The organism is Acidovorax sp. DW039, from assembly GCF_037101375.1.
Taxonomy (GTDB): Bacteria; Pseudomonadota; Gammaproteobacteria; order Burkholderiales; family Burkholderiaceae_C; genus Acidovorax.
In genome coordinates this window covers 3042095-3062791 of record NZ_AP029019.1, presented here as the reverse complement: position 1 = coordinate 3062791, position 20697 = coordinate 3042095, and the positions used below count along the sequence as shown (strand labels likewise).

The following is a 20697-nucleotide window of genomic DNA, read 5'->3' as shown; positions in this document are numbered from 1 at the left end:
GGTTTTGCTATGGATTCAATAGCTGCTTGCGCTTGATTGGAGGGTGCCAGAGCACGATTTGACCAAAACCTGCGAAGAGGTCGGGTGTGCCTGGGCTCAGGCCCTTCAGGCCGCAGTTCGCGACTGGCTCTGCAGGTAGTTGGGCAAGCCCATCTTCTCAATCAGTCCCAGTTGCTTTTCCAGCCAGTAGGCGTGGTCTTCCTCGGTATCGCGCAACTGGGCCAGCAGCAGGTCGCGGCTCACGTAGTCGCGCACGCTCTCGCACAGCTCCATGCCTTTTTGCAGGGCATCGCGCACTTCGTATTCCACAGCCAGGTCTTTTTGCAGCATCTCCACCACCGTGGTACCGGGGGTAAAGGGGTGGGGGCGCATATCAGGCATGCCACCCAAAAACAGGATGCGGCGCAGCAGGGCGTCAGCGTGCTGGGTTTCCTCCTGCATTTCGTGGTCCAGGCGCTCGTACATCTTCACCAGGCCCTGGTCTTCGTAGATGCGGGAATGGATGAAATACTGGTCGCGCGCTGCCAGTTCGCCGCGCAGCAGGTTCTTGAAATATTCGATGACTTGTGGGTTTCCCTGCATGGTGATTCCGTTCTTGTAAGGGGGCGAGTATCGCGCCTGCCGCTGGGGTTATGGACCATAACCCCGCATCTCACTCTGCATGCGAACCGGCATCATTAGCGCTTGCGTTGCTATCACTTTGATGGCATTGCGACCGGCGTATGCGCAATCCCAGTGCGAGAACAGAAGTTTCATGCGTTGCGGGCACAATACCGCCCACCATGCTGACTTACCCCCACATTGATCCCGTTGCCCTGCAGTTGGGCCCTGTCGCCATCCACTGGTATGGCATTACCTACCTGGTGGCCTTCGGGCTGTTCATGTTTCTGGGAACACGGCGGCTGCGGCATGAGCCGTTTGCCTCGATGTCTGGCGCGCAGGCGTGGAGCCGCCGCGATGTGGAAGACATCCTTTTTCTGGGGGTGGCGGGCGTCGTCATCGGGGGCCGCTTGGGCTACTGCCTGTTTTACAAGCCCGGCTACTACCTTACCCACCCGCTGGAGATTTTTGCGGTGTGGCAGGGCGGCATGGCGTTCCACGGCGGCCTGCTGGGGGTGATTGCCGCCATGCTGTGGTTTGCCCATTCGCGCAAACGCCCCTGGCTGCAAGTGGCTGACTTTGTAGCGCCTTGCGTGCCCACCGGGCTGGCTGCAGGGCGGGTCGGCAACTTCATCAACGGCGAACTGTGGGGCCGCTTTGCCAGCCCCGATCTGCCCTGGGGCATGGTGTTTGCGCACAGTGGTTCCCTGCAGCCGCGCCACCCTTCGCAGGTGTACCAGTTCTTGATGGAGGGGCTGCTGCTCTTCGTGCTGCTGTGGCTGTATGCGCGACGTGAACGCAAGCAGGGCCAAGTCGCTGCCGCCTTCCTGGTTGGCTACGGAGTGTTTCGCTTCATTGCCGAATACTTCCGCGAGCCTGACAGTTTCCTGGGCCTGCTCTCGCTGGGCATGAGCATGGGCCAGTGGCTGTGCGTGCCCATGGTGGCCGCAGGCATCGCACTGTGGGTGTGGGCGCAACGCCAGCCCGCCACCAAGACCGCCTGAGCTTTTGCTCCTGAAAATATAGCTGCCAGCGCTTGCTGTTCAAGCGCTGGCAGCTTTTTTTATGGGTGAATGAAACGAGGATGCCAAGCCTGTGGGGGAATGCACGCGCCCCGTGCCCGTTGCGCTCAGGCCGCAAATCCCCGTGGAGAAGGTGCGGTCTAGGGGTTTCCACCTTGTGATTTCCCATAATTATGAGAAATTACGGCTCATGCGGTGCCCGGTTCGCCCGTGCCTCAGGTGCAAAGCAGCCCGGTGCAGTCCAGCGTTTTCACACTTCAGGAGCAGCCCTTTCCATGCGTTCGGTTCCTAACTCCCTGCACGATGAAGTCGCCTCGCGGCTGCGCGAGCAGATTTTTGGTGGCGTGTTGCCGCCCGGGAGTTTTGTGGACGAAGTGGCCTTGTGCGAGCGGCTGGAAATCTCGCGCACCCCGCTGCGTGAGGCGCTGAAGGTGTTGGTGGCCGAAGGCCTGCTGCGCCACGAGCCGCGCCGGGGCTGCTTTGTGGCCGAGGTCACCGAGCGCGATCTGGACGAGATTTTTCCTGTCATCGCCTTGCTGGAAGGGCGCGCCGCGCACGAGGCCACCCTCAAGGCGGGCAGTGCCGATGTGGCTGCGCTGGAGGCCCTGCACCTGCGCCTGCAGCAGTGCGCGCAGGAAGGGCGCATTACCGATTACTACGAAACCAATCACACCATCCACGAGGCCTTCATCACCCTGGCCGACAACCGCTGGCTGGCCCAGGTGATTGGTGACTTGCGCAAGATCCTGCGCCTGGCCCGCCTGCAGCAACTGCATGCCCCTGGTCGCCTGCAGCACAGCCTGCAAGAGCATCTGGCCGTGTTTGCCGCACTCAAGGCAGGCAACGGCAGTGCGGCTGAAGAGGCCATGCGCAACCACCTTCTGCGCCAGCGCGATGCGCTGCGCGATGTTGCCCGTAACCACCAATCGAGGTTGACCCCATGAACAGCACCGCCGAATGGATCTCACGCAGTGTGTCCCGCCTGCGCGCTGCAGCACCTGCAGCCCAGAAAGAGGGCGGCAAGGGCCCTGACAAGCTGGCGCGCGTCAGCGCCGACAAATCGGGTGTGACCGATGTGGTCGCCAAAGTGGCCGCGCCCCGGCCCACCCACGAGCGGCTGCAGGCCACCCTCCGGCGCGGGCAAGAGGCCTTGTCGCCCCGCGCGCTGCGCAAGCTGCTGGCCGACCTTCAGGCCGTGGTGGCCCCCCAGGTGAGCGAGGTGGAAGGTGGCAGGCGCGCGCAGGCCGTGGCCCAGTGGTACGCCGAGGCAGGCGCAGAAGAGCGGCGCGACATGTGGCTGCTGCTGTGCGAACAGTTCACGCCCGATGCCGACAAGGTCAAAACCGCCCGCCAGCGCTACGAAGCCGCTGCAGGCACGGCAGACGAAGGGCAGGCCGAAATCTCGCTGCGCCGTGCGCTGGTTTCGCCACGCACCCGGCTGCTGCAGCGCTTTGCCGTGTTCCCGGACGGCATGCGTTTTCTGGTGGACCTGCGTGCCGAACTGCTGCCCCTGCTCAAAAGCGACAAGCGCCTGCTGGCGCTGGACGCCGAGCTGGAGCACCTGTTTTCCACCTGGTTTGACGTGGCTTTTCTGGAGCTGCGCCGCCTGTCGTGGGATTCGCCCGCGTCGCTGCTCGAAAAGCTCATCAAGTACGAGGCCGTGCACGACATCCGCAGCTGGGCCGACCTGAAAAACCGGCTGGACAGCGACCGCCGCTGCTACGGCTTCTTCCACCCCCGTCTGCCCAACGAGCCGCTGATTTTTGTGGAGGTGGCGTTGCTCGACAAAATCTCCTCCAGCATCACCCCCTTGCTGGACGAGGCCGCCGCGCCCGCAGACATTGCCCGCGCTACCACTGCCATCTTCTACTCCATCAGCAACACCCAGACGGGCCTGCGCGGCGTGAGCTTTGGCGACTCGCTCATCAAGCATGTAGTGGAAACGCTGACGCAGGAGTTTCCGCGCCTGCGCACCTTTGCCACGCTCTCGCCCATCCCGGGCTTCCGCGCGTGGCTGTCCAAGCATGCCGGTGCCATGCTGGAGCGGCTGGACGAAAAACGCCTGGCCGAACTGGGCCGGGCGGTGGGGTTTGAGCCGCCCCAGGCCACGCATTTTCTGGGCGCGCTGGAAAAGCCTCTGGAGCTGGACGCCAAATCGCCCGTGCGGCAGATGCTGCTCGAATGCGCCGCCCATTACCTGGGCCGCGAGTTGCAGGAAGGCAAGCCGGTGGACGCCGTGGCGCGCTTTCACCTGGGTAACGGTGCCAGGGTAGAGCGGTTGAACTGGGCGGGTGATCCCTCTACCAAAGGTTTGAAACAATCGTATGGTCTGATGGTGAACTATCTGTACGACCTGAAGCGCATCGACAAGCACCGCAGCCTGCTTGCGCAGGGCAAGGTGCCCGTGTCGGGAGACATCGACAGCCTTTGCCGCAGTTAACATTTTGTGCAGGCAACCCCTCTGCCATGGCTGGGTTGCCATTGATGATTTCAGTGTTTTTCAGCATCGGTCGGCGCTATCCAGCGCTTCTCAGGGACGGACTTTCCTACTTTTCATAACGACGACAGGAGACAAGGAATGACGAGAGACAACGATTTGCAGCGCCGCAGCCTGCTGCGCATGGCCGCAGGCTCCAGCCTCGGTTTGCTGGGTGCTGGCACGGCCTGGGCACAGGCCTCAGCCTGGCCCACCAAGCCGGTCACGCTGGTGGTGCCATTCCCGGCAGGTGGGGGCACCGATGCGTTTGCACGGCCGCTGTCTGCCCAGTTCTCCAAGTCCACCGGCAAGATGCTGGTCATTGACAACCGCGGTGGCGCGGGCGGCACCGTCGGGGCCAGCTTTGCAGCCAAGGCCGCGCCAGACGGCTACACCCTCTTCATGGGCGGTGTGCACCACTCCATCGCCCCGGCCATGTACCCCAAGCTCGATTACGACATCGAGAAAGACTTCATCCCCTTGGCCCTGCTGGCCCGCGTGCCCCAGGTGCTGGTGGTCAACCCCAAGATTCCGTCTGCCAACTTCAAGCAGTTTCTCGACCACGTCAAAAAGAACCCCGCCAAGCTCAACTACGGCTCTGCGGGCGCAGGCACATCGCACCACCTGGCGGGCGAGCTGTTCAAGCTGCAAACGGGCACCTTCATCACCCACATTCCGTACCGCGGCGCGGGCCCCGCGCTGCAAGACCTGATTGCCGGCAACGTGGACATGATGTTCGACGGTCTGGGCTCCTCAGCCACCCACATCAAGGGCGGGCGCATCAAGGCGCTGCTGGTGTCGGGCACCAAGCGCAACCCCGCCTTCCCCGATGTGCCCTGCGCCGCCGAAGTGGGCCTGCCCGACTACACCGTCAGCACCTGGTACGGCCTGTGGGCCCCCAAGGGCACACCCGCCGATGTGCAGACCCGCATCGTGGATGAAATCAAGCGCCTGGGCACGGCCGAGGAACTCAAGACCATCTGGGCCAGCAACGGTGCCGACTACGGCGGCATGACGCAGCCGCAGTTTGCCGCCTTCGTCAGCAGCGAGGTCAAGCGCTGGTCTGAGGTGGTCAAGGCCTCGGGCGCAAAACTTGACTGACCCCCTGAGACGCTTCGCGCCTTCCCCCTGAAGGGGGACGCCACCCGTGGCCTGGCAGAGCCAGTTCCACAGTGGCCATGGCGATGGTGCTGCGCCGGTTTTTGCTGCCAATGGACTTTGCAAACGTGATGGGCTTCGAATATGACAGGTGAGGTGGTAACGCATGTCGGTGAGGGCGGTGTGGTGCATGTCACCCTGCGCCACACCGGGCGGCTCAATGCCATGTCCCGGCCCATGTGGCGGCAACTGCGTGCGGTGTTTGAAGACCTGCAGCGCCGCCCCGATGCGCGCTGCGTGGTGATCGCAGGCGAGGGCAGTGCTTTTTGCGCCGGGGGCGATATCTCCGAATACCCCGGCTTTCGCTTTGACGCCGCTGCCCTGCGCGACTTTCACGAAAACGATGTGTGGGGCGGGTTGAATGCCATGCTCCAGTGCGACGTGCCCATCGTGGCCGCCATCAGCGGTGCGTGCATGGGCGCGGGGGTTGAGATTGCCAGTTGCTGCGATGTGCGCGTGGCCGGGCAATCGGCCCGCTTTGGGGCTCCCATCGCCAAGCTCGGCTTTCCCATGGCCCCGCGGGAGGCCCAACTGGTGGCAGGCGCGGTAGGCGAAACCGTGGCCCGCCAGATGCTGCTGGAAGCCGCCACCTTCAGCGCGGCAGACCTGCTGGCCCGGGGCTTCCTCAGCCGCGTGGTGGGCGATGAAGCCGTGGCGGCAGAGGCCCTGGCCAGCGCCACCCGCATCGCCGCCCTGGCACCCCAGGCCGCCCGCCTCAACAAGCAGACGCTGCGGGCATTAAAAACACATGTAGCGCCCGTCGATAAAGCGCAGGCAGCTATCGAAACGATAGTGCATGCTGCTGCCGACCCCTATGCCTACGCAGCCAGCGCCGAGCACCGCGAAGGCATTACCGCCTTTCTGGAAAAGCGGCCGCCCCGGTTTTAAGGCGCTTCATGCAAGCCTCTCTGATTTCTTCACCGTTCACCTCTCAACCGCTCACCTTCGTTACTCCTGAATAGCCATGAGCCAACACAACCTCTTCAGCGCCCTGCGCGCAGCCTTCCCGTCTGACCTGGACAGCACCGCCGTAGAAACCACCGCCGCAGACGGCACGCCGCTGTACTACACCTGGCGTGACCTGGACCGCGCCAGCGCCCGCATCGCCAACCTGCTCGCATCGCTCAAGCTGCCCGAAGGCAGCCGCATTGCCGTGCAGGTGGAAAAGTCTGTCGAAGCCATGGCGCTGTATCTGGCCACGCTGCGCGCGGGCTACGTGTTCTTGCCCCTCAACACCGCCTACCAAAGCGCCGAGATCGAGTACTTCATCGGCAACGCCGAGCCCGCCGTGGTGGTGTGCAGCCCCGGCAACTTTGGCTGGGTCAGCAAAATCGCCTTCACCCTGGGCACGCAGCATGTGTTCACCCTGGGTGACGACCGCACCGGCAGCCTGCTCGAGCGTGCCACCCACCACAGCGATGAGCACACCCCTGCTGTGAAGGCCTCCGACGACCTGGCCGCCATCCTCTACACCAGCGGCACCACCGGCCGCAGCAAGGGCGCCATGCTCACGCACGGCAACATGCTGAGCAACGCTGTGATGCTCAAAGAATACTGGGGCTGGAAGAAGGGGGACGTGCTCATCCACGCGCTGCCCATCTTCCACGTCCACGGCCTGTTTGTCGCCATCCACGGCGCGCTCATCAACGGCAGCAAGATGATCTGGATGGCCAAGTTCGACTCCAAGGCCGTCATCGCCGCCATGCCCCGCGCCACAGTGTTCATGGGCGTGCCCACGCTGTATGTGCGCATGCTGGCCGAGGCAGGCTTGAACAAACAGGCCGTGAAGAACATGCGCCTGTTCATCGCAGGCTCTGCGCCGCTGCTCATCGAAACCTTCAAGGAATGGCAGCAACGCACCGGCCACACCATTCTGGAACGCTACGGCATGAGCGAAACCATCATGCTCACCAGCAACCCCTACAGCGCTGACAAGCGCTACAAGGGCCAGGACGAACGCCGTGGCGGCACCGTCGGCTTCCCCCTGCCGGGTGTCAGCCTGCGCGTGCAGGGCGACGACGGCAAAGACCTGCCCGTGGGCGAGATCGGCGGCATCCAGGTCAAGGGCCCCAACGTGTTCAAGGGCTACTGGCGCATGCCTGAGAAGACGGCGGAAGAGTTCACCAAAGACGGCTACTTCAAGACCGGCGACGTGGGCAAGGTCGATGAACGCGGCTACGTCCACATCGTGGGCCGCAGCAAAGACCTGATCATCAGCGGCGGCTACAACGTCTACCCCGCAGAGATCGAGGGCTACATCAACGAAATGCCCGGCGTGGCCGAAAGCGCGCTGGTCGGCGTGCCGCACCCAGACTTTGGCGAAGTGGGCGTGGCCGTAGTCATTGCCAAGCCCGGCGCCCAGCTGGATGCCGATGCCATCGTGGCCCAGCTCAAGTCACAGCTGGCCAACTTCAAGATTCCGAAGAAGTGTTTCGTCGTGGCTGAATTGCCGCGCAACACGATGGGGAAGGTGCAGAAGAATTTGCTGCGGGATCAGTACAAGGGGTTGTTTGCTTGAATGTAAGGCCGGCATCCGGTCCCGCTTTGGCGGGGCTTGATCAGCGCAAACACCGGAATGCATCCATCCGCGAAATTTTAGGTTTGCCTAAAAATGGGGAGGTGCATAATGTCAGGAAAGTATTCGTGTCGAAATACGTTATCAGGCCTCTGTTGATTTGACTGTCGTCGTCTAAATCTAGTTAGCGTTAAAAATTATTTGAGGAACATATGTCTCATATGTGCTGATTCAATCATCCGCGTTGCTCAAGCGGCTGGAGGTCCAATCGTTATTGGCGAAAGTTTGAGTGCAGATTCAGTTATTCGCGTTATTCAAAGCACCGCTGCTCCAGTTACTGTCAAGGCTGGCGGGAGATCCGCAGATTCACTCATTCGTATTGTCCAAGCAGGTGGCAAACGCGTAACCATCGACTTCAGCTAAAGCATTAAATCTTTGGTACTGCTGCTAAACCGTCGCTCAAGCCGAACCGCATACTGCAGGCGGCTTACTTTGTTAGTTATACGTCATGAAAATACTCGATATAGTCCATAGCTTCCACGATGGAAAAAACCGCGTCAGTCGCGGATTGTGCAGAGTACGTTCATTTGTTGGCCAATCTGGCACTACGGTCTTGCTAACCGATCTTGGTGATAAGAACGACGGTCAGTCAGTGACGAATGCTGTTGAGACAGTCATAGATTCGCTTCTCCGCCAAGGTCTTGTTCTGGAGCCCGCGATCTTCATTGAACACTACGAGCGCGACACTCCTCTATCCGACACTTTCGACAGGATCACACTGCATCCCAAAACGGATTGGTCGAAGCTGTCGCGCGATGAAGCGCTAGCAATGTTGGGGTGCGATCCAACTGAACTGGATGACAGAAGTGTCTTGAACAGAAGAATAGTTGAGCAGGCGGACAGCCTAAGATTTCAGAGAAATCCATTCGTAGATTCAAGATTCACAGACAGCAATGAGGTCATTGCCCGTAAGTTAAAAATTAACGCGGGCATGATATCGAAAAGCAGCATTGAAACATTGATTCAGTCGGGTGCCGGAGAGCAAGAAATTCAGCGGCTCTTAAAAACTGATCTCTCAATTTTTGGAGAAGCCTATGCGAAGCCGGACGATGAATACATTTGCTTCTCAGAATACCCCGTTGCTGACGGATCAGTTGACTTTGTCGTATTTACTGGTCGGTCAAGGATGGACATTGTCCTGATAGAGGTGAAGGGATCGGAGTTCAACCTTATTAACTCGAATCACTACAAAGAGTTTAATCACAAAGTTCTTGAGGCAGCCGGCCAAATTCGTACTCGTCTTGGTGTTATCTATCGCTCCCTTGATTCATTTCGAAAGGAAGCGCATCAAATTCGCGCTCGCGCAGAGAAAGGCGAGAAGATTCATAACGCGTTGCTTGGCCCCTACTTCAAACTTCATGTTGATCCAGATAAGGACATAAATATTAGAACCGTGGTGATCGGTGGTCGCACACAGAACGATCTCGAAGAAAGTGCGAAACGGCAGGACTACGAGAGTAGGTTTACTCCGCCAATAAGGATTGAGTCTTGGGACACTTGGTTAAGGCGGTTGCAGAGAGCGTGACGTATAACTCGACAGTCAACCGGACCTGAAGTATGGCTGGGGTTCGGTCTTGCCTTTTGTCACACGTTCTAAGAGCGAACAATCCCAAGGCCTGTGGTCCGGCCCCAAGGCTGTCCGGTTGGCCGATTTTCCGTTTTAGCTCTGATCAAAGATGACAGCAAAACATTGTCCGTAGCGTCAGATGCGGTACACCAAATGTCGTCGGTGGTAATGTGAAATTGGTCTATTCCAGCCTCGTCAGACCTCTCCAATGAATCGCCGCATCCTCGCCATCCCCCTCGCAATCGCCTTGGCCGTGATCATTGGTGCATCCCTTGCCCCTGTCTTTCTGACTCCTCCAACCACCCCATGTGCCTACCTCAGCACACCGGTGCGGTTCCTCAAAATTGACAGCCGCCCCGTGCAAGTAGGCCGAGGCATTCGCCAGTTCACTGGTCAGTTTCCGGTTGTGGAGTACAGCTACGTTGTCTCCGGCAAGAGCTACACCAGCACCCGAATGTTTTGCAGAGACAGCGAGAGCTTCAAGGTGGAATGGTCCAAGGTCGACCGCTTCTTTCACGATGCTGAAAACGGCGCGGAGGTGGTGGCGTGGTTTGCACCCTCATCGCCAGAGTCGGCGTGCATTTCCATCAATGCGGAGTTTGATTACTCCGTGGTGTCCGGCACCTCGTCTCAATGCAGGGCCCAGTGAGGCCTGTCTTGGCTGCTGGATGCAAAAGTCAGTTGCTATTTAATTGATAGCTGCTTGCGCTTTATCTATAAGCGCTAGAGCCATATTTTATAAAAGCTGTTTGCTCAACGCCCGGCGCTACCATCGCGCTGGCTCAGTCAACCCGCCATGGCTGCAGCCGTGGTGGTGGCGTTGGCACTGCTTGCCCCTTGCTGCGGCGCGCAAAAAATGCAGCCCGACCCAGCCTCTGCAGTCGCAGGCGCAGCAGCCCCTTCCGCATGGTTGCAGCAATGCTCCAGCCACCCGGCCACCAGCCGGTACACCGACAAATTGGTGCGGGCCGTGGGCGCGCACAGGTAGTAGCCCAGCGGGCTGTCAAAGCGGTCTTTCAGGGGCTCGACCAGCGTGCCTGCCTGCAGTTCGTCTTCCACCAGGCAGGTGGGCACGATGCCCACGCCAAAGCCTGAAACGGCGGCGCGGATGATGAGCGAGTAGAGGTTGAAGCCTGGCCCGAAGCGGCTGGCGCTGGTGTCCAGGCCGTTCGCTTCCATCCAGTCTTGCCAGGCCAGGGGCACTTCGATGTGTTGCAGCAGCGTGGCGCGCAGCAGGTCTTGCGGGGTGCGCAGGGGCAGGGCGTCGCGCAGTTGGGGGCTGCAGACGATGCTGGTTTCTTTGCCAATCAGGTAGCGCGCATTGGCGCTGGGCCAGTTGCCGTAGCCGTACTGGATGGCGGCGTCGAACTCGTGCGGCGTCGCAAAGTCGTGCGCGTGCTGGTAGCGCACAAAGTTCAGCGACACCTGCGGCAGCGTGCGCTTGAAGTGCCCCAGGCGCGGAAACAGCCACTGCGCAGCAAACGTGGGCGGCACCGACAGGTTGAGCGAGCCGCCATCGCCCCCGTACGACATGAGCTGTGCCGTGGCCGATTCCAGCGCGGCCATGGCGGGGCGGGTGGCGTTGAGGTAGGTGGCGCCCGCCTCGGTCAGCTCCAGCCCGGTGGCCTTGCGGATGAACAGCTTCTGGCCCAGGTAGTCCTCCAGCGCGGCAATGTGGCGGCTGATGGCGCTTTGCGTCACGCACAGCTCGCGCGCGGCCATGGTGAAAGCGAGGTGCTTGGCGGCAGAGTGAAAGGCGTTCAGCTCTGAAATCGTGGGGCAGAGGCGGCGCATAGGGTTATCCCTCGGTATGAGTAGTACTCATGGGTGGGTGAGATTTTAGGCGTTGCGGCCAAGGGCGATTGGCCTGATAAATGCATCTTGTGACATATCGATGTCATGGATTTGCCTCTGAGGGATGGTGCGTTGCACCAGTTTGAGGCCATGACATTCGCGCCCTGAAACCCGTGGCTTGCATTTTGTGGGCCATGAGTATTCCGGAAGTCCTTCGACACCTTCTTGACCTTGCTCATGACCACTTTGTTGATTGAAAACAGCCGCGTTCTGGATGTGCATGCCCTGACATTGCGCGCGGGCCTGTCCGTTCTGGTGCAGGACGGGCGCATTGCTGCGGTGGGTGCCAACCTGCAGGTGCCCGAGGGCACCACCACGCTCGACGCCAAGGGCATGACGCTGATGCCCGGCCTGATCGATTGCCATGTGCATGTGGTGGCCTCGTCGTTCAACCTGGGCACCGTGGCCAAGATGCCCAATGTGTTCACCATGCTGCGCTCGCTGCCCATCATGAAGGGCATGCTCGACCGTGGCTTCACCACCGTGCGCGATGCGGGCGGTGCCGATTGGTCTCTGGCCGAGGCGGTGCGCACAGGGCTGGTGCAGGGGCCGCGCATCTTCCCTTCGGGCAAGGCGCTGTCGCAAACCGGTGGGCATGCGGACTTTCGCCAGCGCAACGATGACCTGGATGTGTGCTCGTGCGCGTACAAGCTGGGCAACATTGGCCGCGTGGTGGACGGGGTGGACGCCTGCCGCCTGGCGGTGCGCGAAGAAATCCTGAAGGGCGCCACGCAGATCAAGGTGATGGCATCGGGCGGCGTGGCCTCGCCCAACGACCCGATTGGCAACCTGGGCTACTCCGAAGCCGAGCTGCGCGCCATTGTGGAAGAGGCCTCCAACGCCAACACCTACGTGATGGCGCACGCCTACACGCCCCGCGCCATTGCCCGCGCCGTGCGCTGCGGCGTGCGCACCATTGAGCACGGCAATCTGGTAGATGCGCCCACGGCCGAACTCATGGCCGAGCTGGGTGCCTTCATGGTGCCCACGCTCATCACCTATGAAGGCCTGGCCAACGAGGGCGAGCGCTATGGCCTGCCTGCTGCGTCCGTCGCCAAGATCGACAGCGTGCGCGGGCAGGGCAAAGAGGCGATCAAGATTTTGGCCAAGGCGGGCGTGAAGATGGGCCTGGGCAGCGACCTGCTGGCCGAAACGCATTACCTGCAGTCTGACGAGTTGCGCCTGCGCGCCGAGATTCTGGGCAACGGCCCGGTGCTGCAGCAGGCCACGCTGATTGGCGCGGAGATTCTGGGCCAGCAAGGCCAGCTGGGCGAGATCACTGCGGGTGCCATTGCCGACCTGCTGCTGGTCGATGGCGACCCGCTCGCCGACATCGCCTGCCTGCTGGGCCAGGGCGAGCACATCCGCGCCATCGTCAAGGACGGCGCTTTCGTCAAGAACACCCTCTGAATTCCAACCCTGACCTGACCGGAGATCACCATGCAACGTAGAAATTTCGTCAAGCTCGGCGGTGCCGCAGCGGCTCTGCAGCTCCTTCCCTCCATCGGCTTCAGCCAGCAGGGCGATGTGTTCCGCATCGGCTCGCTCACGCCCATCACCGGCGCAGGCAGCCCTTACGGCCCGGGCATGCAGCAGGCCATTCGCATGGCGGTGGACGAGGTCAACGCCGCTGGCGGTGCCGGTGGCCGCAAGCTGGAGCTGTACACCGAAGACGACCAGACCAAGCCCGACGCCGCCGTGCTGGCAGCCAAGAAGCTGATCGAGGTGAACAAGGTGCAGGCGGTGCTGGGCACCTGGGCATCGGGCGTGACGCTGGCGGTGATGCCGCTGACGGATGCCGCAGGCATCATCCAGATGAACGTGTCGGGCGCGCCCACCATCTCTACGCTGGACACGAAGGACCTGGTGTGGCGCTTTCAGGCCACCAACGACCGCTTTGGCGCGGCCTTTGCCGAGATCTGCACCAAGCGCGGCTTCAAGCGCCCTGCCACCATGGCGTTCAACAACGCATCGGGCCTGGGCAATGTGGAAGGCTTTACCAAAGCCTGGGAAAAGCGCGGCGGCAAGGTGGCGGCACACGTTACGTACGAACCCAACCGCCCCAGCTACCGCAGCGAGCTGCAGAAAATTCTGGCCGCCAAGCCTGATGTGATCGTGATGGGCTCGTACCTGCCCGACACCACCATCATCCTGCGCGAGTGGTTCCAGTCGGGCGCGGATACCAAGTGGATCATTCCCGGTTGGGCTGCCAACCCCGATCTGGTCAAGGCCCTGGGTGCAGAGGTGTGCGAAGGCATTATTTCGGTGGACACCGTGTCCAACGAAAAGAGCGCTTCGTATGCGCAGTTTGACGCAGCTTTCACCAAGGCCACCGGCAAGGCGGCATCCACCAACATCTACGCCGCCATGGCGTACGACATGGTGATCTCGCTGGCCCTGGCCATGGAGGCTGCGGGCCCCAAGGCCACGGTGGAGCAGATCAACGCAAAGATGCGCGATGTCTCCAACGCGCCCGGCACGGCCGTGTTCACCTTTGCCGAAGGCAAGGCGCAACTGGCCAAGAAGGCCAAGGTGAACTACGAAGGCGCATCGAGCAAGCTGGACTTTGACAAGGCGGGCGATGTGACGCCGGACTTTGGCGTGTTCGTCATCGAAAAGGGCCAGCTGGTGCGGCGCGACGTGGTGTCCATCACGATGTAATCAACGTGCCCGGCGTGCCGCAGGGGCGGGTGCCGGGCTTTGTATTTTTTTGACGGCGCAGGGCAACCACATGCGAGATGTGCACGGAATGACGCAATGACCTGGATCGATTTTGTAAACCTGCTGATCAATGGATTGATCGAAGGCCTGGTGGTGGCATTGCCCGCGCTGGCCATGACCCTGGTGATGGGCGTCAACCGTTTTCCGAACGCCGCTGCGGGCGACATGATGACCACGGGGGCCTATGCCGCCGTGGCCGTGCAGTTGCTGACGGGCTGGCCGCTGTGGGTGGCTGCGCTGGGCAGCATGGTGATCACAGCCATGGTGTCGGCGGGCTCGTACCAGCTGATTTTTCGCAAGCTGGCCGGGCGGCCCATGGTGTCGTCCATGCTGGCGGCCATTGGCCTCGGGTTTTTGCTGCGCAGCCTGATTGGCTTTTTTGCCGGGCACGACCAGCGCACGTTTGACTTGCCCCTGGTGCGCGCCTGGAACTTTGGCGGCATCCGTGTTTTGCCTACCGATCTGGCGATTGCCGCCGTGGCGGCAGCGTGTCTGCTGGTGGTGTTTGTGCTGATCTACCGCACCAGCTTTGGCCGCCAGTTGCGCGCCGTGGCCGACAGTGCGGATCTGGCACGCGCCAGCGGCATCCGCGCTGGCGGGCTCATGCTGAGCCTGTGGCTGCTGGTGGGGGCGTTGTCATCACTGGGCGGCGTGCTGCTGGGCATGAAGGCCGTGGTCAGCCCCGAGATGGGATGGGAGAGTTTGATTCCCGCCTTTGCGGCCATGGTGCTGGGCGGCATTGGCAGCCCGGTGGGCGCAGTGCTGGGCGCGCTGCTGCTGTGTGTGGCGCAAGAGCTGGCGGTGCCGCTGATGGGGCCGTCGTACAAGCTGGTGCTGTCGTTTGTGGTGCTGGCGCTGGTGCTGCTGGTGCGCCCGGCAGGCATCATGGGCCGCGTGCAACTGGTGCGGTAAGGAGTCCGATTCATGATTGCTTACCTCTGTGCCATTGGCATCGTTGCCCTCATTTACTGCCTGTTGGCGCTGGGGCTGAACCTGCAGTTCGGCCTGACCCGGCTGGTCAACTTTGGCGTGGTGGCGTTCTTTGCCGTGGGCGCCTACACCTCGGGCCTGTTGGCGCTGCAAGGCGTGCCGCTGGTGCTGTGCTTTGTGGCGGCGGGCGTGCTGGCTGGTGTGCTGGCGCTGCCCATCGGCTTGCTGTCGCTGCGCCTGCGGGATGACTACCTGGCTATCGTCACGCTGGGTTTTTCGGAAGCGGTGCGCATTTCCATCCAGCAAGAAAGCTGGCTCACCAAGGGGGTGCAGGGCCTGCCGGGCCTGCCCAAGCTGTTTGCATCGTGGGGCAGTGGTGTGTCAGACGTGGCGATTTTTGCCACGCTGCTGGCGCTGGTCGCCCTGGTGGCCTGGGGCACGGTGCGCCTGGCGGCCAGCCCGTTTGGCCGCTTGCTCAAAGCCATTGGCGATGACGAAGCCGCCTTGTCTGCGCTGGGCAAAGACCCGGCCTGGTTCAAGGTGCAGGTGTTCATGCTGGGGGCTGCGTTGGCCGGGCTGGCGGGGGCGTTTTATGCGCACTTCATCACCTTCATCACGCCAGAGCAGTTCATTCCGCTCATCACCTTTTATGTGTGGATGGGGCTGGTGATGGGCGGCTCGGGCACCGTGCGCGGCGCGGTGTTTGGTTCGCTGCTGCTCATGGTGTTTCTGGAAGGCTCGCGCTTTGCCAAAGACTGGGTGCCGGGTGTGTCTGAAGTCGGCATGGCCAGCCTGCGTTTGGCGGCGGTGGGCCTGGCGCTGATTCTGGTCACGCTGTACAAGCCCAACGGCCTGTTCGGTGGCTCGGCAGGGAGTGCCAAATGACAACGATGCTGAAAGTCGATGCCGTCACGCGGCAATTCGGGGGCTTCAAGGCGGTGGACGGTGTGTCGCTGCAACTGGGGGCGGGCGAGATTCTGGGCATTGCAGGCACCAACGGTGCGGGCAAGAGCACGCTGTTTGCGGCCATTGCCGGGCAGCAGCCCGCGGATGCAGGGCAGATCCAGTTTGATGGGCAGGACATCACGCGCATCCCGCCGTACCGCCGCGCGCGGCTGGGGCTGGTGCGCACGTTCCAGATCCCGCGTGAGTTCAAGAGCCTTACGGTGCACGAAAACCTGATGGCCGCAGCTGCCAACCCGCAGGGGGAGCGGCTGCTGAACGCCTTCTTCCAAACCCGCGCCCGCCGCGAGCATGAGGCACAGCTCTCCATCAAGGCCGACCGCATCCTGCAGTTTTTGAACCTGGCGCGGGTGCGCGATGTGAAGGCGGGTGGCCTCTCGGGCGGGCAGAAGAAGCTGGTGGAGCTGGGCCGGGTGCTGATGCTGGACCCGCGCTGCATCTTGCTGGACGAGCCGTTTGCCGGGGTCAACCCGGTGTTGATCGAAGAGATTTGCGACCGCGTGCGCGAGCTGAACGGGCAGGGCATTGCCTTCATCGTGATTGAGCACCACCTGCAGGCGCTCAAGTCGCTGTCGCACCGCATGATCGTGATGGACCGGGGTGCGATTCTGGCCGAGGGCGACCCGCACACCGTGCTGGACGACCCGCGCGTGCAGGAAGCCTACATGGGAGGGGTGGTATGAGCGGCGCAGACAACTTGCTGCAGATCGCGCAGTTGCGTGGCGGGTATTCCGAGGTGGACATCATCCACGGCATTGACCTGGCCGTGGCACCGGGCGAGATCGTGACGATTGCGGGCACCAACGGCGCGGGCAAATCCACGCTGGTGAAGGCGTTGCTGGGCTTGCTGCCACGGGTGGCGGGCACCATCCACCTGGGCGGGCGCGACATCACGGCCTTGTCGGCCGAAGACCGCTTTGACGCCGGGCTGGCCTATGTGCCGCAGGTGGCGAACGTGTTCCCGTCGCTCACCGTGCGCGAGAACCTGCAGGTGGTGCGGGGCGTGAAGCACCTCAAGCAGCGCATGGACGAGGTGCTGGCGGACTTTCCCGCGCTGGTGGAGCGCCTGCCGCAGCCCGCCAGCAACCTCTCCGGCGGCGAGCGCCAGCAACTGGCCTTTGCCCGCGCCCTCATGCCGTCGCCGCGCATCATGGTGCTGGACGAACCCACGGCAGCGCTGGCGCCTTCGCTGGTGGGCAAGGTGTTTGACATGGTGCAGAAGCTGCCTGCTGCAGGCGTGGCGGTGCTGATGGTGGAGCAGCGCGCACGCCAGGCGCTGCAGATCAGCCAGCAGGGCTACATCCTGGACCAGGGGCGCTGCGTGCTGCAGGGCCCGGCGCAGGGGCTGCTGGCCGATGAGCGCATGGCGCAGTTGTATCTGGGCAACCATTGACTGCGCCAAGAACCTGCTCAAAGGCCCGCGTAGCGTGCTGCCACTGCGCGCGTGTGGCGAGACCGCGACGTCCATAAAAAAACCGAGCAGACAATCGTCTGCTCGGTTTTTGCTATGTATTTGATAGCTGCTTGCGCTTTATTGATAAGCGCTACAAGGCTTTTGAGGCCTTAACGCAGCACCAGCACAGGAATGTGCGAATGCGTCAGCACATGCTGGGTTTCGCTGCCCAGCAGCAGGCGCTTGAGGCCCTTGCGGCCGTGCGATGCCATCACGATCAAGTCGCACTTGTGCTTTTTGGCTGCGGCAATCACGGCCTCGGCCACCATGTCGGACTTGGCCGTCACGGCTTTCACCGTCACGCCATGTTCAGTGCCCTTGGCCTTCACCGCATCTACCAGGGCCTGGGCTGCATCGCCCCACTGGCCTTCGATGCGCTTGATATCGCCCGCGTCCACGGGCAGGCCACCTTCAAAGTAGCTGCGGGGGTAGCGGGGCACCACCTTGAGTGCGACGACCGAGGCGCCAGTCAGTGCGGCCAGGGAAAGGCCACTGTCCACGGCTTTGTCCGAGAGGGGAGAGCCGTCGGTTGCGATCAGGATGCGTTTGTACATGAAGTGCTCCTCAAAGTGATGGAACAAGCTTAGGATGCATCATCTTTTCGGACTTGATCCAGGTCAATAAGCATGTCACGTTGCACGGATAGGCTTGAACCATGTCAATGTTTCGCTCCGGTGCGCCGGAACCTCTGGTGACGGTTGCTGCCGACACGCATTCCGCCGACACCCTGTCTGAGCCGTCGGAGCAGGTGTCTGCGGCTGCCACGCTGCTGGATGATCCGCAGGAGTGGCTGGGGTTTGGCAGGCCCTGCACGCCAGCGGGCCAGGCCATAGAGCTGCCCGCGGGCACAGACCCCGCCAGCTCAACCTGGGATTCGCATGTGGTGCTGGACGGCATGCATTGCGCAGCGTGCGCGCTGACCATTGAGGATGCCCTCAAAGCCGTACCCGGTGTGCTGGAGGCAGACGTGAGTGCCGCCACCCGCCGTGCCCGCGTGGTGTGGCAGCCGGGGCGCGTGTTGCCCTCGCAGTGGATGGCCGCTGTGGCCCAAGCCGGGTACCGCGCCATGCCCGCCATGGACGCCTTTGTGCGCAACCAGCGGCAGACCGAAAGCCGGCGCGCCCTGTGGCGCTGGCTGGTAGCCGGGTTCTGCATGATGCAGGTGATGATGTACGCATGGCCCGCCTACGTGGCGCAGCCCGGCGACTTGTCGCAAGAGATGGAGACCCTGCTGCGCTGGGCGTCGTGGGTCATCTCTCTGCCCGTCATCTTTTTTGCCTGCGGGCCTTTCTTCAGCAGTGCGCTGCGCGACGTGCGCCTGCGGCGCGTGAGTATGGACCTGCCCGTGGCACTGGGCATGGGCATCACCTTTGTGGTGAGTACCGCGGGCACGTTTGACCCCAACGGCATTTTTGGGCGCGAGGTGTATTTCGACTCGCTCACCATGTTTGTCTTCTTTTTGCTGACGGGCCGCTGGCTGGAATTGCGGCTGCGCGACCGGACTGCCGGAGCGCTGGAGGCCGTGCTCAACCGCTTGCCCGATAGCGTGGAGCGCTTGCAGCCGGACGGCAGCTTTGCCCGCGTGGCGGTGCGGCGGGTGGCGGTGGGCGACACGGTGCGCGTGCTGCCCGGCGAGGCCTTCCCCGCAGACGGCCACATCACCCGTGGCAACACCCAGGTGGACGAAGCGCTGCTCACCGGCGAATCCACCCCCGTGCAACGCGGCGAGGGCAGTGGGGTGACGGCAGGCAGCTACAACCTGCAGGCCCCTGTGGAAGTGCGGGTGGACGGCGTGGGGGCGCAGACGCGGTTCGCTCAGATCGTGGCCCTGATGGAAAGCGCCGCGCTGCAAAAGCCCCGGCTGGCCCAACTGGCTGACCGCATTGCCCGGCCGTTTCTGGTCGCTGTGTTGCTGGCGGCCATCGCTGCAGCCGCCTGGTGGTGGCCCAAGGATCCTGGTCATGCGCTGATGGTGGCGGTGGCTGTGCTGATCGTGACCTGCCCCTGTGCGCTCTCGCTCGCCACCCCGGTGGCCATGCTTACGGCTGCGGGCACCCTGGCCCGCAGTGGTGTGCTGGTGCGCAACCTGCAAGGCCTGGAGGCGCTGGCGCAAGTGGATACGGTGGTGTTCGACAAAACGGGCACCCTGACCCGTGATGCCATGGCCCTGCAAACCGTGCAGGTGGCGCCTGGGGTGGATGGTGGTTGGGACCAGCAGACCGCACTGGCAGTGGCGGCGGCGCTGGGACAGCATTCGCTGCACCCCGCCTCGCGTGCTTTGGCTACGGCGGCCCAGGCTTGCGCTGCAGATGTGGGGCGCTGGGTGGTGGAGGATGTGAAAGAGGAGGCGGGCCTGGGCCTGTGTGCCCGTGTGCTGGACCGCTCGGGGTCAATGCAGCCCCGCCTGCTGCGCCTGGGGTCTGCCTTGCACACGGGTGCTGTGCCTCAACAGCGTGCCTCGGATTCAGCCGCTACCGGGGCTGACGCAGCCCTGTGGGTCATGCTGGCAGAGCAGGGCAGTGACGGGCGCATGGGCGAGCTGGCTCGCTTTGGCCTAGTGGAGGATTTGCGCGCAGAGGCGGCAGAGGTCGTCCGCTCTCTGGCCCATGCTGGCATTGCAGTGCAAATGCTGTCGGGCGACCGGCCCGAGGCGGTGCAGCGTGTCGCGGCGCAGGCGGGCATTGCCCAGGCGCGTGGTGCATGCACGCCGCAGGACAAACTGGTCGCGCTGCAGGGCCTGCAGTCGGCAGGCCGCCATGTGGCCATGGTGGGCGATGGGCTGAACGACGGCCCCGTCATGGCAGGTGCCCATGTGTCTTTTGCTTTTGGCCGCGCAGTGCCTCTTGCGCGTGCCCGGGCTGATTTTGTGGTGCTGGGCGACAGCCTGGCGCTGGTGCCACAGGCCGTGCTGCTGGCACGCAAGACGCTTGCTATCGTGCGGCAGAACCTGTGGTGGGCCGCTGGCTACAACGCGCTTTGCGTGCCCTTGGCTGTGGTGGGCTGGATGCCTGCGTGGCTGGCCGGGCTGGGCATGGCGCTGAGCTCTTTGCTCGTGGTGCTGAATGCGGCTCGGCTTTCCGTGGGGCTGCCCCCAGCAATACCGGGTGCACAGGGCACTCCGTCTTCCTCGTCAGCAACTGGCGTGTCTGCGCTGGCAACTGCTGCCCCTTCTCTCAACACCGTGGAGCCTGCCTGATGGACATCCTTTACCTACTCATTCCGTTGTCTGTGGTGCTGGTGCTTTTGATCCTGGCGGGCCTGTGGTGGGCGGTGTACCGCGGGCAGTTCGAAAGCGTGGAGCAAGAGGGGGAGCGGATTCTCCGGGACGGTTGACTTTCGTCAATAACCGCAAGGCTGGTCTGGTTAAAACTTGTATCG

Annotated in this window: 19 protein-coding genes; 16 read left to right on the top strand and 3 right to left on the bottom strand. The window is 62.6% G+C overall.

Annotated features, from left to right (window positions below):
* Positions 1 to 105 precede the first annotated feature (105 nt).
* Positions 106 to 582, bottom strand: a complete 477-nt coding sequence (gene bfr, locus AACH87_RS13655; protein ID WP_338795007.1) for a bacterioferritin — start codon at positions 580 to 582, stop codon at positions 106 to 108.
* A gap of 200 nt (positions 583 to 782) precedes the next feature.
* Here bfr and lgt point away from each other — a divergent pair, with 200 nt between their 5' ends.
* The 8 genes from lgt to AACH87_RS13615 all read left to right on the top strand — a co-directional run bounded on the left by lgt (position 783) and on the right by AACH87_RS13615 (position 10047).
* The gene (gene lgt / locus AACH87_RS13650) at positions 783 to 1604 is read left to right on the top strand and encodes a prolipoprotein diacylglyceryl transferase (RefSeq protein ID WP_338795006.1); all 822 of its coding nucleotides are present in this window, start codon (positions 783 to 785) and stop codon (positions 1602 to 1604) included.
* A gap of 293 nt (positions 1605 to 1897) precedes the next feature.
* Positions 1898 to 2566 (top strand): GntR family transcriptional regulator, encoded by a 669-nt coding sequence (locus AACH87_RS13645; protein ID WP_338795005.1) that lies wholly within the window; start codon positions 1898 to 1900, stop codon positions 2564 to 2566.
* Positions 2563 to 4062, top strand: coding sequence for a malonyl-CoA decarboxylase (locus tag AACH87_RS13640; protein WP_338795004.1), 1500 nt, complete (start codon positions 2563 to 2565; stop codon positions 4060 to 4062). Before AACH87_RS13645 ends, AACH87_RS13640 begins: the two co-directional genes overlap by 4 nt.
* Positions 4063 to 4200: 138 nt before the next feature.
* Positions 4201 to 5199, top strand: coding sequence for a tripartite tricarboxylate transporter substrate binding protein (locus AACH87_RS13635; RefSeq protein WP_338795002.1), 999 nt, complete (start codon positions 4201 to 4203; stop codon positions 5197 to 5199).
* A gap of 141 nt (positions 5200 to 5340) precedes the next feature.
* On the top strand, positions 5341 to 6144 hold the full coding sequence (locus tag AACH87_RS13630) for an enoyl-CoA hydratase/isomerase family protein (RefSeq protein WP_338795001.1): 804 nt from the start codon (positions 5341 to 5343) through the stop codon (positions 6142 to 6144).
* A 76-nt stretch (positions 6145 to 6220) separates the two neighbouring features.
* Positions 6221 to 7774, top strand: a complete 1554-nt coding sequence (locus AACH87_RS13625; RefSeq protein ID WP_338795000.1) for a malonyl-CoA synthase — start codon at positions 6221 to 6223, stop codon at positions 7772 to 7774.
* A 505-nt stretch (positions 7775 to 8279) separates the two neighbouring features.
* Positions 8280 to 9356: a Shedu immune nuclease family protein gene (locus tag AACH87_RS13620; protein ID WP_338794998.1), complete on the top strand. Its 1077-nt coding sequence runs from the start codon at positions 8280 to 8282 to the stop codon at positions 9354 to 9356.
* Positions 9357 to 9606: 250 nt separating this feature from the next.
* Entirely contained in the window at positions 9607 to 10047 is a 441-nt protein-coding gene (locus AACH87_RS13615) for a hypothetical protein (RefSeq protein ID WP_338794997.1), read from the top strand.
* Between the two features lie 137 nt (positions 10048 to 10184).
* Here the strand turns inward: AACH87_RS13615 and AACH87_RS13610 are convergent, their stop codons facing one another.
* Positions 10185 to 11192, bottom strand: coding sequence for a LysR substrate-binding domain-containing protein (locus tag AACH87_RS13610; protein WP_338794996.1), 1008 nt, complete (start codon positions 11190 to 11192; stop codon positions 10185 to 10187).
* A 237-nt stretch (positions 11193 to 11429) separates the two neighbouring features.
* On the opposite strand from AACH87_RS13610, the gene AACH87_RS13605 reads away from it, so the two are divergent.
* The 6 genes from AACH87_RS13605 to AACH87_RS13580 all read left to right on the top strand — a co-directional run bounded on the left by AACH87_RS13605 (position 11430) and on the right by AACH87_RS13580 (position 17259).
* Positions 11430 to 12662: an amidohydrolase family protein gene (locus AACH87_RS13605; RefSeq protein ID WP_338794995.1), complete on the top strand. Its 1233-nt coding sequence runs from the start codon at positions 11430 to 11432 to the stop codon at positions 12660 to 12662.
* Between the two features lie 30 nt (positions 12663 to 12692).
* A complete protein-coding gene (locus AACH87_RS13600) occupies positions 12693 to 13913 on the top strand; it encodes an ABC transporter substrate-binding protein (RefSeq protein WP_338794993.1) in 1221 nt (406 codons plus the stop codon).
* A gap of 96 nt (positions 13914 to 14009) precedes the next feature.
* Positions 14010 to 14885: a branched-chain amino acid ABC transporter permease gene (locus tag AACH87_RS13595; protein WP_338794992.1), complete on the top strand. Its 876-nt coding sequence runs from the start codon at positions 14010 to 14012 to the stop codon at positions 14883 to 14885.
* Positions 14886 to 14897: 12 nt separating this feature from the next.
* Positions 14898 to 15788, top strand: a complete 891-nt coding sequence (locus tag AACH87_RS13590) for a branched-chain amino acid ABC transporter permease (protein ID WP_338794991.1) — start codon at positions 14898 to 14900, stop codon at positions 15786 to 15788.
* Complete coding sequence (locus AACH87_RS13585; RefSeq protein ID WP_338794990.1) at positions 15785 to 16549, top strand: ABC transporter ATP-binding protein; 765 nt, start codon at positions 15785 to 15787, stop codon at positions 16547 to 16549. The genes AACH87_RS13590 and AACH87_RS13585 overlap by 4 nt, the downstream gene beginning before the upstream one ends.
* Entirely contained in the window at positions 16546 to 17259 is a 714-nt protein-coding gene (locus tag AACH87_RS13580; protein ID WP_108625129.1) for an ABC transporter ATP-binding protein, read from the top strand. Before AACH87_RS13585 ends, AACH87_RS13580 begins: the two co-directional genes overlap by 4 nt.
* 170 nt (positions 17260 to 17429) lie before the next feature.
* Here the strand turns inward: AACH87_RS13580 and AACH87_RS13575 are convergent, their stop codons facing one another.
* Positions 17430 to 17873, bottom strand: coding sequence for a universal stress protein (locus AACH87_RS13575; RefSeq protein ID WP_338794989.1), 444 nt, complete (start codon positions 17871 to 17873; stop codon positions 17430 to 17432).
* A 101-nt stretch (positions 17874 to 17974) separates the two neighbouring features.
* On the opposite strand from AACH87_RS13575, the gene AACH87_RS13570 reads away from it, so the two are divergent.
* Both AACH87_RS13570 and ccoS read left to right on the top strand, forming a co-directional pair.
* On the top strand, positions 17975 to 20515 hold the full coding sequence (locus AACH87_RS13570; RefSeq protein WP_338794988.1) for a cation-translocating P-type ATPase: 2541 nt from the start codon (positions 17975 to 17977) through the stop codon (positions 20513 to 20515).
* Positions 20515 to 20652, top strand: coding sequence for a cbb3-type cytochrome oxidase assembly protein CcoS (gene ccoS / locus AACH87_RS13565; RefSeq protein WP_338794987.1), 138 nt, complete (start codon positions 20515 to 20517; stop codon positions 20650 to 20652). The genes AACH87_RS13570 and ccoS overlap by 1 nt, the downstream gene beginning before the upstream one ends.
* The last annotated feature ends 45 nt before the right edge of the window (positions 20653 to 20697 follow it).

Excerpts from the sequence above, each read along its gene's own strand:
- bfr (WP_338795007.1), bottom strand. The coding sequence starts at position 582 with ATGCAGGGAAACCCACAAGTCATCGAATATTTCAAGAACCTGCTGCGC.
- lgt (WP_338795006.1), top strand. The coding sequence starts at position 783 with ATGCTGACTTACCCCCACATTGATCCCGTTGCCCTGCAGTTGGGCCCT.
- AACH87_RS13645 (WP_338795005.1), top strand. The coding sequence starts at position 1,898 with ATGCGTTCGGTTCCTAACTCCCTGCACGATGAAGTCGCCTCGCGGCTG.
- AACH87_RS13640 (WP_338795004.1), top strand. The coding sequence starts at position 2,563 with ATGAACAGCACCGCCGAATGGATCTCACGCAGTGTGTCCCGCCTGCGC.
- AACH87_RS13635 (WP_338795002.1), top strand. The coding sequence starts at position 4,201 with ATGACGAGAGACAACGATTTGCAGCGCCGCAGCCTGCTGCGCATGGCC.
- AACH87_RS13630 (WP_338795001.1), top strand. The coding sequence starts at position 5,341 with ATGACAGGTGAGGTGGTAACGCATGTCGGTGAGGGCGGTGTGGTGCAT.
- AACH87_RS13625 (WP_338795000.1), top strand. The coding sequence starts at position 6,221 with ATGAGCCAACACAACCTCTTCAGCGCCCTGCGCGCAGCCTTCCCGTCT.
- AACH87_RS13620 (WP_338794998.1), top strand. The coding sequence starts at position 8,280 with ATGAAAATACTCGATATAGTCCATAGCTTCCACGATGGAAAAAACCGC.
- AACH87_RS13615 (WP_338794997.1), top strand. The coding sequence starts at position 9,607 with ATGAATCGCCGCATCCTCGCCATCCCCCTCGCAATCGCCTTGGCCGTG.
- AACH87_RS13610 (WP_338794996.1), bottom strand. The coding sequence starts at position 11,192 with ATGCGCCGCCTCTGCCCCACGATTTCAGAGCTGAACGCCTTTCACTCT.
- AACH87_RS13605 (WP_338794995.1), top strand. The coding sequence starts at position 11,430 with ATGACCACTTTGTTGATTGAAAACAGCCGCGTTCTGGATGTGCATGCC.
- AACH87_RS13600 (WP_338794993.1), top strand. The coding sequence starts at position 12,693 with ATGCAACGTAGAAATTTCGTCAAGCTCGGCGGTGCCGCAGCGGCTCTG.
- AACH87_RS13595 (WP_338794992.1), top strand. The coding sequence starts at position 14,010 with ATGACCTGGATCGATTTTGTAAACCTGCTGATCAATGGATTGATCGAA.
- AACH87_RS13590 (WP_338794991.1), top strand. The coding sequence starts at position 14,898 with ATGATTGCTTACCTCTGTGCCATTGGCATCGTTGCCCTCATTTACTGC.
- AACH87_RS13585 (WP_338794990.1), top strand. The coding sequence starts at position 15,785 with ATGACAACGATGCTGAAAGTCGATGCCGTCACGCGGCAATTCGGGGGC.
- AACH87_RS13580 (WP_108625129.1), top strand. The coding sequence starts at position 16,546 with ATGAGCGGCGCAGACAACTTGCTGCAGATCGCGCAGTTGCGTGGCGGG.
- AACH87_RS13575 (WP_338794989.1), bottom strand. The coding sequence starts at position 17,873 with ATGTACAAACGCATCCTGATCGCAACCGACGGCTCTCCCCTCTCGGAC.
- AACH87_RS13570 (WP_338794988.1), top strand. The coding sequence starts at position 17,975 with ATGTCAATGTTTCGCTCCGGTGCGCCGGAACCTCTGGTGACGGTTGCT.
- ccoS (WP_338794987.1), top strand. The coding sequence starts at position 20,515 with ATGGACATCCTTTACCTACTCATTCCGTTGTCTGTGGTGCTGGTGCTT.